The organism is Novosphingobium naphthalenivorans NBRC 102051, from assembly GCF_001590985.1.
GTDB lineage: Bacteria > Pseudomonadota > Alphaproteobacteria > Sphingomonadales > Sphingomonadaceae > Novosphingobium > Novosphingobium naphthalenivorans.
The window spans coordinates 74,318-90,690 of sequence record NZ_BCTX01000009.1; the positions used below are offsets into that span (position 1 = coordinate 74,318).

Genomic DNA, 16,373 nt, shown 5'->3' on the forward strand with positions numbered 1-16,373 from the left:
GTGCGGGAATTGACCCGCACGGGAATGAGGCGGACGATGCCGGGGTTTACGCGAGTCTGAAAAAAGGGGAGCGTTCCTTGACCAAGCGGAGCGATGAGGGGGCGTCTGCGCGGGGCCAAGGTGCCGCCGATCCGCCGGGCGCCAGCGGGGTCACGCACCGCGAGCGCGTGATCTTTCCGGACACCGGGCAGACAAAGGGGGATCTGGCGGATTACTACGCGCGGATCGCTTCGCTGATGCTGCCGCACCTCACCGGGCGCCCGGTGAGCCTGTTGCGCTGTCCGCAGGGCCGGACGGAGACGTGTTTCTTCCAGAAGCACGACAGCGGCAGTCTCGGCGAGCATGTGCGCCATGTCGCCATCCGCGAGAAGGCGGGTGCGGCGAAGCCCTATATCTACCTCGATAGCGGCGATGGGCTACGCGATTGCGTGCAGATGGGCACGATCGAGTTCCATATCTGGGCTTGCCACGAAGGCAGCATCGAACAGCCGGACCGGATGATCTTCGATCTCGATCCGGACGAAGGGCTGGCCTTCTCCGAAGTCAAACGTGCGGCTGGTGATCTGCGCAGGCGCCTTGAAGGCAAGGGGCTTGCCAGCTTTCCCATGCTGACCGGCGGCAAGGGGATCCATGTCGTGGTGCCTTTGCGGCGCGGGCATGGCTGGGACGCCCATAAGGACTTTGCGCGGGACCTTGCGGAAGCGCTGAGCCGCGACGAGCCGGACCGCTTCGTGGCGACAATGGCCAAGGTAAGGCGTGAGGGGAAGATTTTCATCGACTGGCTGCGGAACCAGCGCGGGGCGACGGCCGTGGCACCCTATTCCGTGCGCGCCCGTTCCGGGGCGCCGGTCGCTGCGCCCGTGTCATGGGCAGAGCTGCAGGGGCTGGAGAACGCGGCCGCCTTCTCGATTTTCGATACGGATGCCCTGATCGAGCGGGCGCGGCGTGATGACTTGCAGGGCTGGGGGATCGCCGACCAGGAGCTGCCCGGCGCGGGATGACGCGTCCGGCCGCGCGAACCTCAACTGTGGAAGCCGGGAACGTCTTTGTCAGGTGGCCGGTTTCGTGTGGTATTCATAGCACTCGCAGGACAGTTCCCGGAGCTTGGCCGGATCGATGATCGTCAGAGTGCCTCGGCCCTGATCGATGGCCCCCGCACCGTTGAGCCGTCCGCAGGCGTCGCTGATGGTGGCAAGTCTGAGCCCGAAGACATTGGCCAGAGTTCTCTGTGTCAGTTCGAGATGGCTGCTGCCGGTACGGTCCAGCGCGCGAAGCAGCCATGTCGCGACGCGCTGGCTGGCTGAATGGACGCTGGCGCAGACGGCCGTCTGCATGGATTCGCGCATTCGCTTGAGAGAGCAGCGCTGCATGACATCACTGATAGGCGTGAACTGGGAAAGGGCCGCTCCAAGGTCGGTGACCGGCAGCCAGGATGCCGAACCGGAAATGGTCACTACCGCATGGTGCAGAAAGACCTTCTCACCCAGAAAGTGCTCCACGCCGAGGAGACCGTCATTGCCCACCGACACGCATTCGACGGTTCGGCCATCACTGAGCATCCCTTGAAGGGAAATGATCCCGCTGTGGGGGAAGATGACATGAATCAGCGGAGCGCCCGGTTCGTGAAGAACCTCACCCGACATGATCGCCTTCGTGAGCAGTCGCGACGCCAGAAAACTACGCGCCTCCGCCGGAAATGCATCGAAGATCGCGTTGTTTCGTTGTGTTGGAGAAGGCGTCGCTATCATCATTATCCGACTTTGGCGGAAATCGTAATTACTGCAATTTGGTAACTAAAAATTCACCATCCATATATACGGTACCGTAAATATAAAATACTGGTGTCGGATTTTGGCAGGCAAGTGCTCCTTTCGAGCATGTATATGCGCAAATCGTATGCCGGAACAAGGAGAAGCGGTTTGGCAGTGTGCGTTTGTGCACCTGCTCGCTGCTGCCCGGCCATCTCCTGCAGATCGCCGGATAGTTGGTCTTGGAGGAGTGCGAATGGCGCGGGGGCGTGAGCGCGAACTGGCAGATAGGGGAAGGGCAGGCGCCGCAGCGCCTGTTTCCGGGGGTGTTCAGCCTGGCGGCGTGCCGCACGGTTGCGACGAGCTTCGGGCCTACAAGGAAGCCCTCAACAACGCTGCCATCGTTGCGAAGACGGACCTCCGTGGACGAATTGTCGATGTTAACCGGCAATTTTGCCTGATCAGTGAATACTGTCGCGAAGAACTTATTGGCCGGCCACATAGTGTGGTGAATAGTGGATTTCACGACCGGGGTTTCTTCCGGAATCTGTGGGTGACGATTTCAAAGGGCGCCATCTGGCGCGGGGATATTTGCAACCGGGCCAAGTCGGGGCGCCACTATTGGGTCGATACGACTATCGTTCCCTTGCGGGAGCCGCAGGGGCAGGTATCGGGCTACCTGTCGATCCGGTTCGATGTGACCGACCGCAAACAGGCCGAAGCCGAGCTGGTCAAGGAACTGGGCCGGCGCGAAGTGGCCGAGGATCTTCTGCGAGACATCGTCGAAGCGGTGCCGTCGGGCATCGTTACCTTTGACTCCGACGGCAATTTCCAGTTCAGCAACCGGGCCTTTCACGAGTTGTACGGCCATGCGCCGGCGGGCAAGGAGCACGTCCAGCGCCGCGGATCGCTTTCCGTTCCGGTCGAGCGATTGCCTGAACTGGACGATTTGTGGCCGAACTTGCGCAAGGAAGACAGCCGGCGCCTGACCAAACCCTCTATCCGGCAGCTGGGTGCCGAGCAATGGGTTCAGATCAACAACCGGCGGTCGACATCGGGCAATTTCGTATCGGTACAGACCGATATTTCGGATCTGAAGCGCGCTGAACTGCTGATCAAGTATCAGGCCGAGAAGGACGCCCTGACGGGATTGTCCAATCGCAGCGCCTTGCTGCGGCGCCTCAAGCGGTATGCGCAGTCCCGGCAGGGACAGGACAAGAAATTCGCTCTGATGCTTGTCGATCTCGATGACTTCAAGGCGGTCAACGATCGCCATGGGCACGATGGGGGTGACACGCTTCTGCAGATCGTGGCCCAGCGCATCCGCGCTTCCGTGCGAAAGGTCGACATGGTTGCCCGCCTTGGCGGCGACGAGTTCGCCATTCTGCTGCGGGACGTGGATCACCAGCGTGATGTGAGCAAGGCCGCTAAAGGGCTGCTGGAGACTCTTGGGCAGCCCGCCAGGCTCGGGCGGCGGAGCGTGGTGCCTTCGGGCAGTATCGGCGCATCGCTGTTTCCTCGCGACGGGGCTACGCCGAAGGAATTGCTCAAGAACGCAGATCTCGCCCTTTATCAGGCCAAGTCTGCCGGCCGGAACCGTTGCACCGTTTACAGCAGCTCCATGCGGCGTGAACGCCAGCGGCGCGAGCGTCTGGTCGAAAAGCTGCGGGAAGCGATTTCCCGTGGTGAACTGGCCGTGGCCCTGCAACCGCAGAACGATGTCCGGTTTGCCCGGCACCATGGTTTCGAAGCGCTGGTGCGCTGGAAATCGGGAGGGCGGGATATCCCGCCGCCCGAGCTGATTTCAGCCGCCGAAGAGGCGGGGCTGATCTGCGAGGTGGGCTATCAGGTGATCGACAAGGGGCTTGCCGCGCTTGCCTGCCTGAAGCGGGAGAACCTGCAGCCCGGCACTGTCGCTTTCAATGTTTCGAGCGCTCAGCTGCTGCAGCCGGAGTTTGCCCCGCGTTTGCTTGAACTCATGCGCAAGTACGGCATCGAAGGTGCGGATGTCGAAATCGAAGTCACTGAAAACGTCATACTCGACCGGTCTGCCGACGCTATCGCGCTCTCCTTGCGGGAACTCCACGCTTCGGGAATTTCGGTTGCGCTGGACGATTTCGGAACCGGGTACGCCTCGCTGATCCACTTGAAGCGGTTCCCCATCGACCGTTTGAAAATCGACCGCTCGTTCATCACCGGGATGCTGGAAGGCAAGAACGACGGCATCATCGTGCGAACCATCATATCGCTGGCCCACAGCCTTGGCTTCACTGTCGTGGCCGAGGGCGTGGAAACACCGGCGCAATATCGCGAACTGTCCAATCTGGGGTGCGATTTCGTCCAGGGCTACCTGCTTGCCAAGCCCATGAACGAAGCGGCTGCGCGTGAATATCTGGCCGAGCAGCAGGGAAGCTGGCCTTCGCTGCACCGCGATCCCAACGGCGCCGGGCGACCGTTCTAAACCGCTCTCGAAACCAGCCTCTCTCTCAATTCGACGAAGGAACAGCCATGTCCACTGCATCTGCGACGATCGTACAAAGGCTCGACTTCTACGGGCTCGAAAGCCGAAATGACCGCGAGTTCCGGTTTATCGGCGAACTGCTGCGCCAGCATGCGCCGCAGGCCATTGATGCCTTCTACGACAAGGTCGAGGCAACGCCCGAGGCGAAGCGGTTTTTCGCGTCGCGCGCGATGATGGATCATGCCGGCGAAAAGCAGCTGGCCCATTGGAGCGGGATTTTCGATAACGCGCTGGACGGGGCCTATGTCGTCCGGGCCGAGAAGATCGGGCAAGTGCATGCGCGGATCGGTCTCGATGCCAGCCTCTACTTCGGGGCCTATGCGCAGATACTGGGGGCGCTGACCTACAAGGCCATTGCCCGGTCCTGGTGGGGACGACTGCCCGCCGTCCGGGGCATCGCCTCGATCGTTGCCCGGCTCGTCAAGATCGCGTTGCTGGACATGGACATTGCGGTGACGACGATTTTCGCGACGAAGGAACAGGAACAGCGGGCCGTCATCCAGCAATTGGGCGAAGCCCTGCGCCGGGTGGCCCAGGGCGATCTCTGTGTGGAAATCGGCGAGCTGCCCAAAGATTACGAACAAGTGGGGAGAGACTTTTCCGAAGCGGTTGCTGCCCTGCGCGAGATGCTGTCCTCCGTGACCGAAACGTTCGACACGATCCGCACCGGTGCGGCGGAAATCAACGCTGCTTCGGCGGATCTGGCAGCGCGTACCGAACAGCAGGCGGCCTCCATCGAGGAAACTGCCGCAGCCATGCGGGAACTCACCGGCTCCGTTCAGCACACCGCGGTCACGGCCCACTCTGCCCGCGATACGACCGTGAAGGCCAATCACGACGCCAGCGAAGGTGGACGGATCGTGCTTGGGGCAGTCGATGCCATGACCGGGATCGACAGGAGTTCGGGCGAGATCGGACAGATCGTCGAGGTGATCGATGGCATTGCCTTTCAGACCAACCTGTTGGCGCTCAACGCGGGTGTCGAGGCGGCGCGCGCCGGGGAGTCAGGCAAGGGCTTCGCGGTTGTCGCCAACGAAGTGCGCGGGCTGGCGCAACGGGCGGCCGAGGCGGCCAAGGATATCAAGATGCTGATCGGCCAGAGTGCATCGCAAGTGCAGGTCGGCGTGGACCTGGTGGGCAAGACCGGCAATGCCTTCGAGCACATCGTCTCGCAGGTCGGACAAGTCGTGGATCAGGTCCAGCAGATTGCCGACAAGGCCCAGTTCCAGGCCAATAGCATAGCCCAGGTCAATGCGGCCGTTTCCGGCATGGACGAAATGACCCAGCAGAATGCCGCAATGGTCGAGCAGACCTCGGCCGCTGCGCGCAGCCTCCAGGATCAGGCCGATCGTGTTGCCGTGCTGGTCAGCCGTTTCAATATTGGCCGGACGCGCGCCGGGACCTCCGCTGATCACAGGCTTGTGGCGTGAATGGAGTGGTCGAGCCGTGAAATCTTCGGCGCGGCAAGGAAAGGAATGGTGGAATGCCGAAGACGCCGGGAAACGGCTAGTTGACGTCCGAGCGACGGGGAAGGCAGAGGCCTTTCCCACTGAAAAAGCAGCATTTGTCTTTTCCGTAGATCTCCAGAAGAGATTCCCAGATCAGGCGCCACTGATCTTCCATAATGACAATGCGTTGCCCCTCGCCGGTATCGGGGTTGTGCGAGTGCAGAATGACATTGCCGTCGTCGAAATAAGCCAGTTTAAGTTCATGGCCTTCGCCGGCGCTGTCGCCAATATCTCTGATATGGATCGGCATTCAGTTTAACCCAATCCCCATCTTTGCTCTTGGTGAATTCCCCGAATCAGGTGTTTCACGGATATGGCATCTGCTCATGGCTTCGAAAACAGGATTATCTGTTACTGCGAGGCGCTTGCGAATTCTTTAACATTCTGGCGGCGCCGATCGCGTGGAAAGGCGCGCGCCGTTTTTCGATCCAGAGCCCTTTTCCAATCCCGCGCCGCGCTTATGCTTTGGTGAGTACTTCCGAAGCCGCGATGGCGCTGAGGTTGAGGATCGTGCGCGAAGTCGCCCCCGGAGTCAGCACGTGGATCGGTTGCGAAAGGCCCATCAGCATCGGCCCGACGGTGGCTGTGTTCGATGTCGCGGCCAGGGCGGTGAGGGTAATGTTGGCCGCATCGAGGTTGGGCATGACCAGCAGGTTGGCCGATCCCTCGAACCGGCTGTCCGTGATGAGGCGTTCGCGCAGCGGCTGGGAAAGCGCTGCGTCGGCATGCATCTCGCCATCGACGGCAAGGTTGGGGGCCATCTCGCGCAGGATCGCCAGCGCGGACCGCATCTTGCGCGCGCTCGGGCTGTGCGAGGCGCCGAAGTTCGAGTGCGACAGCAGGGCCACGCGCGGGTCGAGGCCGAAGTGGCGCAGTTCCTGGCTGGCCAGCAAGGTCATCTCGGCGATCTGCTCCGGCGTCGGTTCGGAGACCATGTGCGTGTCGGTGAGGAACAGTGCGCCGGCATCGAGGATCAGGCCTGAAAGCGCATAGACACGCTGCACGCCGGGCTGGCGGTCGATGACCCGCAGCACGTGCTTGACTTGCCCCCAGTACTCGGAATTGCCGCCGACCAGCGCGGCATCGACCCGGCCGGTGCGCAGCAGCATCGCGGCCGTGACCGTGGGTCGGCGGTGGACGTGACGGATCGCCTCGGGCGCCGGCACGCCCTTGCGCCCGGCAACCCCGCGATAGGCCTCGACGAGTTCGCTCATCAGCGCCTCGTCGGTCTCCGGGTCGATCACTTCCACGTCCCGGTCGAGTTCGAAGCGCAGGCCCAGCGAAGGCAGGCGTTCCTTGAGGATGCGGCGGCGGGCGACGATGACCGGGCTGACAATGCCGTCATCGAGAGCATCCTGGATCGCACGCAGCACGCGTTCGTCCTCGCCTTCGCCATAGGCAATGCGGGTGTGGGTGCCGCGGGCGCCCTGGAAGACCGGCAGCATGACTTGGGCCGAGCGGGTGTTCTTCTGCGCGAGGGATCGGCGGTAGGTCTCGACATCGACCGGCCGGGTCGCAACGCCGGTGTCCATCGCCGCCTTGGCGACGGCGGGTGCGATCTCGACGATCAGGCGCGGGTCGAACGGCGTGGGGATGATGTATTCGGGGCCGAACGCCAGCTTGCTGCCGCCATAGGCCTGCGAGACGCTCTCGTGTGCGGGCAGACGCGCCAGCGAAGCGATGGCCTCGGCCGCGGCCACTTTCATCGCCTCGTTGATCGCCGTCGCCCCCACGTCAAGGGCGCCGCGGAAGATGTAGGGGAAGCACAGCACGTTGTTGACCTGGTTCGGGAAATCCGAACGGCCGGTGGCGACGATGGCGTCGGGCCGCGCTGCGCGCGCGACATCGGGAAGAATCTCGGGCTCGGGATTGGCGAGCGCGAAGATCAGTGGGTTCTCGGCCAGCAGCGGCAGCCATTCCGGCTTGAGCACGCCGGGCGCGGAAAGGCCGAGGAAGACGTTGGCGCCGGGCAGTACGTCGGGCAGGGCGCGCGCGTTGGTGGTGCGGGCATAGCGTGCCATGTTGGGCAACATGCCTTCACGCCCTGCGTGGATCACGCCGTCCTTGTCGGTCAGCGTCACGTTCTCGACCGGCAGGCCCATCGATACGAGCAGGTCGACGCAGGCGAGCGCCGCCGCGCCCGCACCCGAAGTGACGAGCTTGGCCTCTGCCAGCGTCTTGCCCTGCAGCACCAGCGCGTTGCGCACGGCCGCAGCCACCACGATCGCAGTGCCGTGCTGGTCGTCGTGGAAGACCGGAATGCCCATCCGTTCGCGCAGGGCCGCTTCGATCGCGAAGCATTCGGGCGCCTTGATGTCTTCGAGGTTGATGCCGCCGAATGTCGGTTCGAGCAGGGCGACGGCCTCGACGAACTTCTCGGGATCGGTGGTATCGACCTCGATGTCGAAGACGTCGATATCGGCGAACTTCTTGAACAGCACGCCCTTGCCTTCCATCACCGGCTTCGACGCCAGTGCGCCGATCGCGCCGAGACCGAGGACGGCGGTGCCGTTGGTGATGACGGCGACGAGGTTGCCGCGCGCGGTGTAGTCCATCGCCTTGCTGGCATCGGCCGCGATTTCCTCGCAAGGGGCGGCCACGCCCGGCGAATAGGCCAGCGCCAGATCACGTTGGTTGACCATGCGCTTCGTCGGCTCGATGGCGATCTTCCCGGGGGAGGGGAGGCGGTGATAGTCGAGTGCCGCGCGGCGAAGCGTATCGTCCATGAGTGTCCTGATTTTCCGGTTTCGAGCGATCGAAGGCCTGCCCTTAACAGCAGCCGCACAAGAATTACAGGCGCTGACAATCCAATGCGGCCTTACCTTCGCGTAGGTCCCGATATGCTTTCCGCAGGGGAAGTCCAGCCCCCATGCGAATAAAGCCGGCTGGGTGAGCCGATCGGCTGCGCCGCTGTTTCGGAGGTGTTTTCGCAGAGTCCGACGTGAGGATGGTGCGGTTCGACCTTGAAAGCGCTCCGATCCGGATCGGGCCGGGCTGATGGGGCCGGTGCAGGCCATCCTCGGGAATTTTTCCGGATCGCGGCGAAACCGCTTTCCGTATCCGTTGCCAACCTAAGCAAGACAATGAGAGCCCGTTAGCTCGACCATGTATGGAGAGCTTCGCATTAGATTGGTGTCAGCCTTGGCACTGCCGTCTCCCGCGGGCTGGGTTCCGGGGGCGGCGCGGCAAAAAATACCATGCGTGACGGCGATCACGCGCAAGATTCGCCTGGTGCTCTAGGCATACGGTGCGACCCGAGGAATTCAGATGCTTTGTCTGACTTCCGATATAACTTTGGCCTGGCGGGCTTTGGGTTCGCTGGGCCATTTTTTTCGGCAATGCTGCCCGACAAGGCAGTTGACAGACCACATCCCCGGATATTGGGTGGGCTGGCAATTCTTCACGGGGGATGAACAGCTTGCTCGAAGCCGAACGGCTGGCCGTGATGCAGTCGGTATTTTCCTGCAGTCGCGAGGCTGCGGCCGCACTCGGCGCCGCAGTCAGGGAATTGAGCGTTCCCGCCAAGGGCGTGGTTGCCCGTCAGGGCGATATTGCCCATCATTGCTGGCTGGTCGTTGACGGTATTGCCCAGGCACAGATCAATGCGCCCGACGGGCAGCTTATCCTGCTGGCATCCTATGGTCCCGGAGAACTGTTCGGCTGCTATCCCGAGCCGGCCGCGCTTCGCACGGATTTCGTTGCCATGGGGGCGCTGACGCTCTTTTCCATCAGGACCGCCGCGCTTGTCGATCTCGCCCGGAGCAATGCGGACGTGGGGCAAGGGCTCTCCGTGCTGCTGGCCAGACAGCTCGACTCCCTGCTCGATCGGATGGCGGCAAGGACGACACTCAGTGCCAACGGCCGGGTCTATGCCGAACTGTTGCGGCTGGCAGGCGATACCCACCGGATCGCCCCGCCGCCGGTCTTGTCCGCGCTCGCGCTTACCGTGCATACAACGCGCGAAACCGCATCGCGGGCCATCGCGTCACTGGCCCGCCGCGGAATTGTCCGCCGCACGGACGAAGCGCTCGAAATTGTGGCCCCCAGATTACTTGCGGAGCTGATTGCCTGATACGCGATCGGGAAAAAGCCCGTAGATCGGCAATTCACCGGTCGCGCCGCGAATGCTGCCCATGGGTTCGACGTTGGCTGCGGGCATCTGCAGGGTCAGGGCGAGCGCGGCGGCTTCACTGAGAGCAATCGCGCCTTTGACATCCGCCGATGAGAGGGGGAGGCCGCGGTCGAAAGGATCTGCTGGATTGGCATCGGACATCGCGCAATAGTCCAGCCCCAGCCGGGCTTTCGGATGCCGTGCGACGAGATCCTTGGCTGCCTCCACACCCTCGGCGATCGTGGAAAAGGCAAGCACGGCAAAGCCGTCGCGTTTGGCCAGGCACTTGCCCCCTGCGGGCAATTCCGGCGCCAAGGCCTCCGGCAGTGTCAGCAGTGCCGTGGCCTGTGAGGTGGATGGCAGCGCCGCGCTGTTCAGGTTGCTTCGTTCGATGACGATCCGGCGTACCTCAAAGCCATGCCGTTCCCAGTCGGCATCGTCATCCGATTTCGCTTCCGGAAGGGCCAGGTCCTGAACGCGCAGAGCCACTGCCGAAGATTGCAGGCGCCGGGCATCGCGGATGGCAAGGCCCATTGCCGCCTGCCGGGCGATCGAAACCGAAGCCTGGCTGGGCGACTGCCAGTCATCGAGTATCAGGACCGAGACGGCTTCCTCCATGAGATGCGCAAAGCGCGCTTCCCATGCAGATCCCCACGGCAATACGGATGCCTTGAGGAACAGCTCGGGAGCGCAGGGCAAGACCACATGCAGGTGCGCGCCGAGGCGCAGAGCCTCTTCGGCAATCATGATGTCTGCACCGGCCGCGAGCGCTCCGGCGACATTGCCGGGACGGATTTCGCGCAGGCTCGATGCGATCGCGTCGCGTGCCCCGGCATCGTCCGCGGCAATGCCCAGTATGCCGTCGAAATGCATAGAAGGGGGAGGGCGATACCGATCGAGCCAGGCTGTTGACTGCCCCATCGCTGCTGCAATCATGGTGAACTGGCGCAGTGTCGAGGCATGATCTTCCCAGGCCTCGGGCTGGTTCTCCACGGCCTGGCCGAGAATGGTCTCTGCCTCCCGTGTGCGGCCGAGCAGCAGGCAAGCCTCTGCCCTTGTCGCATCGAGCCAATAGGCGGTTTCCGGTGCGCAGTCGTCACCGTCGATCAGCGCCAGCGTTTCCAGCGCCAGGGCCTGCGCGCGCTCACGCCGCCCCGCAAGCAGGGCCAGCGTGGCGGCGTTGATCAACGGATAAGTCGCGCGGGAAAGGTGGGATGCCCGCTCGTAGGCGGCAATGGCGTCGTTCAGCAGGGCTTCCCGCGCCTCGCCCTCCGCCTGCGCTGCACGGTCCTTGAGCAGTCGCCCATGGAGCGTGAGTGCGTTGGGATCGTCGAGACGCGCATCAAGCCCGGCCGCGCGGAACAGGGCCCACGCCTGTTCCAGCGCGCCCGCACGGGCCAGCCGGGTGATGCTGTTGAGCCGAGCCCTGTCCATGCCTGCCGCTTGTTCCATACGGGTCGTGAAGGAGTCACCCGTTCACAGGCGTGGGCCAGTGCTCGTCCCGTCAGGATCGATGGCGAGGACGACGCCGAAACCATCCCCATGAACGTAATTGGCGCGAATATAGAGGTTGAAGATGAATCCGATGGTCTCGCCTTCCTTGAGCGGCTCACCATTGCCGTTGCGCATATAGTTGCGGCTGCGCAGCGCGGGGTACGTTCCGACGGATACTTCTTCGAGGTCGTAGAAGCTCTTGTTGGGAGCGACCGGTGCCGGCGGCGGCGGCAGCGAGGAGTTGTCCTTCTTCTCCAGGAACAGCATCGGGTCCGTGCCTTCGCCATCATGGAAGCTATAGCCGGGCGCATCGAGCACAATTGTGAAATAACACATGTACTCGACAAAACTGATGTTCTCGAAGGTATAACCCTGGAATTCGGGGACGGATGAATCGTCCGCCTGGGCAAGCTTCAGCAGTCTTTGTTCGGTGGCTTCCAGTCCGTCATCGCCAATGGGCGCGAACCAGCGGCTGACCAGCCATTTCTCGTCCTGCACGCCGACATAGAGAAGCATGACATGCGAGATGGCGTTGCCGGGCCCGGCAATTCGAACACTGTCTCCGTAAATCATTTAATTCCTCGCTTTAGAAGAGTTGGCGTCTAGACGGGCGATGGCATCCAGCCGCTGGATGGATTCAGCCCGAAATGCCGGAACGGCTGCCGAGCCGCTGTGGACTTTGCTGATCATCTCGTCGGCTTCTTTCGTCAGCCGCGCGACTTCGCCCGGTTGGTGAAGGGCATGCGCGACTTCGGCGGCATCCGAGAGGACGCGCAAGTGCTGTTCGAACCAGAATTGGTTCTGGGAATCGCGCTCTTGCAGCCGCAATGCCTGCGTTTCCGCATCCTTCACCAAGGTGGACGCTTCCGTCAGCTTGCCGCTCATGAAGGCGATGCGGGCAAGGGCGCGCGTGGCCACCAGCGTCTGATAGGCAAGATCGCCATTGTGCGGATCGTTCCGGATCAGCGGTTTGAGGAGAGAAAGTTGACGAACCCGGTGCCAGCGCGCCGCCTCCAGGTCGCCATGATCGAACTGCACGTCGGATATTCTGGCGTGACGCTCGGCAATTTCCTTGCGGATCACAAGCGATGCCGGATCCAGCGCCTGTGCCTTCAAAAACCAGTCGAGCGACATCTGATAGTGCAGGATCGCGCCGACATCGTCCTTCTGGAACTGGTATTGAATGGCGGCGATGTTGCTGAGCGCGTAGCCGACTTCCATCAGGCTGCGCGATTTCCCCGGTTGCAGTTCGACCAGTCTGTTCGCCAGGCGCAGATAGGCGCGATAATGGCCCAGCGCCGCCTCGGACTGCCCCTGCAACTGGTCGACCTGGCCAACCCAGAACTCGCTCTGCGCATGATTGAAGATGCGCTCGGGATCCGCAGGCGCTTTCTTCAGGATCGATTCCGTCGTCCGGTGCGCTTCCTTGAACTTTTGCAGAGCCGCGGCAAGATCGCCCAGCGCGATGTCATCCTCTCCCATGGCATGGAGAATGCGTGCGCGCCGTTCGAGGCTCTCGTCAGGCAATCGATCCAGATTGCCTTGCGCCCGATAATAATTCATCGCGCGTTTGTTGACGGTCGTCAGCACGTCCAGACGGCCCACGCTGCGTAAGCGCTGCCGCAAATCGGTCAGCATGAATTCGACCATCCCTTCGGCTTCGGCTCGCTGCCGCTCCGCCTCGCGCTGGGCACGCCAGGCAAACAACGACAACGTGACGAAGCCTAGCGCAATAATGAGCGACATGACCGTGATGGCCGTCACACGGCGCATTCTCCGCTGCGCGTCGCGTTGTACAAGCCGGTCCAGTTGCACCCCGGAAAGGCCTGCGATCAGCTTGAGAGTCCCCAGTTTTTCACCGTCGCCTTCGGGCCGCAAATCGGCGGCGAGCGGTTCGGCGTCTTCGGTCAGCGCTGGGGGAAAGGCGTGGTCCGGATCGCCCTCGATGATGGCGGCAAGGATCGGACGTGTCGGGTGGACCTCCCGGAACAGGCGGATTTCCTTGTCCACCCAGAGAGAGGCTGCGGCCGAAGGCGAGCAAAGGACGATCATTGCGCCGGAACGCGCAATTCCATCCTTCACGCTTTCGGAAAGATCGCTGGCTGCGGCGAGTTCGTCCTGATCGCGAAAGACGTTGCCCAAACGGCGGGAGCCATCCGCAAGCGTCAGGCTATGGGGGAGTTTGTAGGTCTCCAGCCGCCGCTGCAGACGGCGGGCCCTGCGAACATCCTTATGGCTGTAACTGAGAAAGGCCAGATATGACGCCCCGGTCTCCATCCGCCCTTCCATTGCTTGTTTACGGCCCGCTCACTCGAACGCGGAGTGATTAGCAAGTTTGGACTTGCACATCCATCGCCGATCGCACCGTTTCCTCGAAAGGAATGGAAGGAAGGAAAGCCGCCGCTAACCGGTCGTATTTCGCAAGGCAAAATGCAGAGGAATTCCAGCTTTTGGAGCGGGTTTCCTCAATTTTGGTGCATATCGGATATTTTTCTCAGCGCCTGCGCGTCGATGATTTCGGTCAGGCCGTACCGTCCCTGGAGCACGCCCGCTGCGGTCAGGGAGCGAATGATCCGGGAAACGACTTCACGCGAAGTGCCAAGATGGTTGGCGAGCCGTTCGTGCGGGAGCGCCACCCGGCCAGCCTCATCGGCAAGATCGAGCAGCAGTCCTGCCAGCCGCTTTTCGAGCGGCAAGCGGATCGCGCGTTCCAGATCCTGCAACAGGGTGTAGAGGCGCGTCGAGACCTGCTCGAAAAGCACGTTCATGAAAGTCTCGTCCTCGGCCAGAATACGCCGCGCGGCGGTTCCCTCCAGAACGCTGCAACTGACGCCTTCGTCGCCGGCTTCGGCCCAGGCGGGATAGGGCATGGAGGAAAACAGGCTGTTGAGGGCGAGAACGCAGCTTTCGCCCCGCTCGATCCGGTAAAGCGTGCCTTCGCGCCCTTCGGCATCGACATAGTAGATCCGGATCGTGCCTTCCGAGACGAAGTAAACGCCGCTGACCCTGTCTCCGGGCTGGAGAAGGATCGTGCGCGGCGCAAATGTGTGCACGCGAATGCTGCCGGTAAGCGCCGCAACGGTATCCGGCTGCAGCCGGTCCAGAAACGGCATCGACCTTTCGATTGCGGCGCTACCTGACATGGCCTGACCCTAGGCGGGAACGGTCTGCGAGAACAGGTCGAAAGCAGAGGCGTCGGTGACTTCGGTGATGCTATCGAAGGCAAGGCCGACGCGTTCATGGGCCCGGCGCACCGCTCCGGCATCGGGGGCCAGGTTCACGCAGAAGGCCCGGCCTTCATCGAGGCCGACGTGAATGCGCATGCTGACGACGCCTTCGGCCTCGCAGGCTTCGAGATAGCTCTTGTAGAAGGCGGCGAATTCCAGCCGGGAAATCCCGGCCGGGAACGTTCCATGATCCTTGTCGTGAGTGTCGATGAACATTTTCATGAGTGCTCTCCGGTTCCGCGCGGCATTGCGCTGCGGCGCTTCTCGCACTCCTGAAATCCCGAGACCGGAACATAAGTCACAGTCTTCGTAGCCCGGCTCTCCATGCTCTTGCCGAAGGGTAGGAAGAGACCATGACCAGTCCGATTATCGTGATGGCAATAGGCACAGCCGCCGGGGTTTTCGCGTTGACGGCAATCGCCTGGGAACTCGCGGCCCGGTTGCAGGCAGGCAGCGGCGGGAAAGTCGTCTTTGCAATCTGCCTGGGCATGGGCGTCCTGACTGTCGCCGCCAAAGCCGCGGGGCTGCTTGTCGCCGAGCACAACCTGTCATCCTTGCACCGGACTTCCAGCATTGCCCCAAGATCAACCGTCCGCATCGAATGGCGCGCGGACAGCAGTCTGACAGCGCCGTGGAAGGCCTTGCCGCTGCGTGGCGGTAACGAAGAACAAGCGCATGTCGTCGCCTTAGGGCGTTCGCTGTTTTCGGACCCCATCCTGTCCCGAAACGGCAAGATCTCATGCGCTTCGTGTCACGATATCGCGCAGGGCGGCGATGACGGGCAGCGCGTGTCAATCGGCATTGCCGATCAGGCCGGGACGCGGAATGCGCCGAGCGTGCTCAATGCCGCACTCCTGTCCCGCCAGTTCTGGGACGGGCGGGCGGCTTCTCTCGAAGAGCAAGCCCATGGGCCCATACTCAACCCCATCGAAATGGCTATGCCAGACCGTGCTTCCGTCCAAAGAGCGCTATCGGAAGACGGGCAGTATCCCGCGCTTTTTCGCCAGGCGTTCGGGGATCACGTCCAACCCACTCTCGATCTGGCGGCAACGGCGATCGCCGCCTACGAACGCACGCTGGTCCGCGAAAGCCGCTATGACCGTTTCGTGCGGGGCGACAGGTTTGCCCTGAATGAGCGGGAACAGCGCGGCATGGCCCTGTTTGCCGGCCTTGGCTGCCGTGAATGCCACCGCGACCCTGCGTTCAGTTCGGCCGGTCAGATCGCGCCTGCAGGCGTTTTCAAGCCTTTCCCGGTCTTCATGGATGACCCGCGTTTGCGCAAGTACCGCTTTCGGGATGATCTGGGGGCGGCGAGGCCGGGCGCATCGACGGGCCTGTGGCGCGCGCCATCCTTGCGCAATGTCGCCCGGACCGGACCCTACTTCCACAACGGTTCCGTTGCCGAGTTGCGCGATGCCATCCGAATTATGATGTGGGCGCAGCTCGGGAGAAAGGAGATCCTTCCCGGAGCCTCCGATACCGGCCAATCGCCCCTCTGGAATCCTGCGGCCAGACGCCTGCAGTTCCTGAGGCCGGATATCATCCACGACAGCGACGTGGATGATATCCGCCTGTTCCTCGAAAGCCTTTCCGCAGATCCTTAGGATTTCCCGGCGACCTCTCCCGGTGCGCCGTTATTCGGCGGCCTTGGGATCGGCGGCGGCCTCGACCTGGCGCATCACGCGCAGCACGTTGCCGCCCCAGATCTTGGCCAGGTCTTGCTTGGTGTAGCCCACCTTGAGCAGCGCGGCGGTGATTTTGGGC

The 16,373-nt window shown here is 62.6% G+C and carries 14 protein-coding genes; 5 read left to right on the forward strand and 9 right to left on the reverse strand.

Features of this window, described 5'->3' with window-relative positions:
- The first annotated feature begins 77 nt into the window (after positions 1-77).
- The gene (gene ligD, locus NN5_RS05020) at positions 78-1,001 is read left to right on the forward strand and encodes a non-homologous end-joining DNA ligase (protein ID WP_067732923.1); all 924 of its coding nucleotides are present in this window, start codon (positions 78-80) and stop codon (positions 999-1,001) included.
- Positions 1,002-1,049: 48 nt separating this feature from the next.
- Here the strand turns inward: ligD and NN5_RS05025 are convergent, their stop codons facing one another.
- The gene (locus NN5_RS05025) at positions 1,050-1,751 is read right to left on the reverse strand and encodes a Crp/Fnr family transcriptional regulator (protein WP_067732924.1); all 702 of its coding nucleotides are present in this window, start codon (positions 1,749-1,751) and stop codon (positions 1,050-1,052) included.
- 253 nt (positions 1,752-2,004) lie between these two features.
- Between NN5_RS05025 and NN5_RS05030 the strand changes: the two genes are divergently transcribed.
- Entirely contained in the window at positions 2,005-4,209 is a 2,205-nt protein-coding gene (locus NN5_RS05030; protein WP_169800946.1) for a sensor domain-containing protein, read from the forward strand.
- A 47-nt stretch (positions 4,210-4,256) separates the two neighbouring features.
- On the forward strand, positions 4,257-5,699 hold the full coding sequence (locus tag NN5_RS05035; protein WP_067732926.1) for a methyl-accepting chemotaxis protein: 1,443 nt from the start codon (positions 4,257-4,259) through the stop codon (positions 5,697-5,699).
- Positions 5,700-5,775: 76 nt separating this feature from the next.
- Here NN5_RS05035 and NN5_RS05040 read toward each other — a convergent pair whose 3' ends face one another.
- Positions 5,776-6,027 carry a hypothetical protein gene (locus tag NN5_RS05040; protein WP_067732927.1) on the reverse strand — a complete coding sequence of 84 codons (252 nt, stop codon included), beginning with the start codon at positions 6,025-6,027 and terminating at the stop codon, positions 5,776-5,778.
- A gap of 208 nt (positions 6,028-6,235) precedes the next feature.
- On the reverse strand, positions 6,236-8,503 hold the full coding sequence (locus NN5_RS05045) for an NADP-dependent malic enzyme (RefSeq protein WP_067732928.1): 2,268 nt from the start codon (positions 8,501-8,503) through the stop codon (positions 6,236-6,238).
- A gap of 683 nt (positions 8,504-9,186) precedes the next feature.
- Between NN5_RS05045 and NN5_RS05050 the strand changes: the two genes are divergently transcribed.
- Positions 9,187-9,849 (forward strand): Crp/Fnr family transcriptional regulator, encoded by a 663-nt coding sequence (locus tag NN5_RS05050; RefSeq protein ID WP_067732929.1) that lies wholly within the window; start codon positions 9,187-9,189, stop codon positions 9,847-9,849.
- On the opposite strand, the gene NN5_RS05055 is transcribed toward NN5_RS05050, so the two are convergent.
- From NN5_RS05055 to NN5_RS05075, 5 genes are all read right to left on the reverse strand, one after another.
- Positions 9,826-11,322: a TRAFs-binding domain-containing protein gene (locus NN5_RS05055; protein WP_067732930.1), complete on the reverse strand. Its 1,497-nt coding sequence runs from the start codon at positions 11,320-11,322 to the stop codon at positions 9,826-9,828. The genes NN5_RS05050 and NN5_RS05055 overlap by 24 nt on opposite strands.
- Positions 11,323-11,364: 42 nt before the next feature.
- The gene (locus NN5_RS05060) at positions 11,365-11,898 is read right to left on the reverse strand and encodes a hypothetical protein (RefSeq protein WP_157081015.1); all 534 of its coding nucleotides are present in this window, start codon (positions 11,896-11,898) and stop codon (positions 11,365-11,367) included.
- A gap of 57 nt (positions 11,899-11,955) precedes the next feature.
- Positions 11,956-13,659, reverse strand: coding sequence for a TIR domain-containing protein (locus tag NN5_RS05065; RefSeq protein ID WP_067732932.1), 1,704 nt, complete (start codon positions 13,657-13,659; stop codon positions 11,956-11,958).
- Positions 13,660-13,847: 188 nt separating this feature from the next.
- Positions 13,848-14,495 carry a Crp/Fnr family transcriptional regulator gene (locus NN5_RS05070; protein ID WP_067732933.1) on the reverse strand — a complete coding sequence of 216 codons (648 nt, stop codon included), beginning with the start codon at positions 14,493-14,495 and terminating at the stop codon, positions 13,848-13,850.
- Between the two features lie 39 nt (positions 14,496-14,534).
- Positions 14,535-14,831 (reverse strand): DUF4242 domain-containing protein, encoded by a 297-nt coding sequence (locus NN5_RS05075; RefSeq protein WP_067732934.1) that lies wholly within the window; start codon positions 14,829-14,831, stop codon positions 14,535-14,537.
- Positions 14,832-14,962: 131 nt separating this feature from the next.
- On the opposite strand from NN5_RS05075, the gene NN5_RS05080 reads away from it, so the two are divergent.
- A complete protein-coding gene (locus NN5_RS05080) occupies positions 14,963-16,213 on the forward strand; it encodes a cytochrome-c peroxidase (RefSeq protein WP_067732935.1) in 1,251 nt (416 codons plus the stop codon).
- A gap of 30 nt (positions 16,214-16,243) precedes the next feature.
- Here the strand turns inward: NN5_RS05080 and NN5_RS25640 are convergent, their stop codons facing one another.
- Positions 16,244-16,366 carry a membrane dipeptidase gene (locus NN5_RS25640; protein WP_373280325.1) on the reverse strand — a complete coding sequence of 41 codons (123 nt, stop codon included), beginning with the start codon at positions 16,364-16,366 and terminating at the stop codon, positions 16,244-16,246.
- Positions 16,367-16,373: the final 7 nt, after the last annotated feature.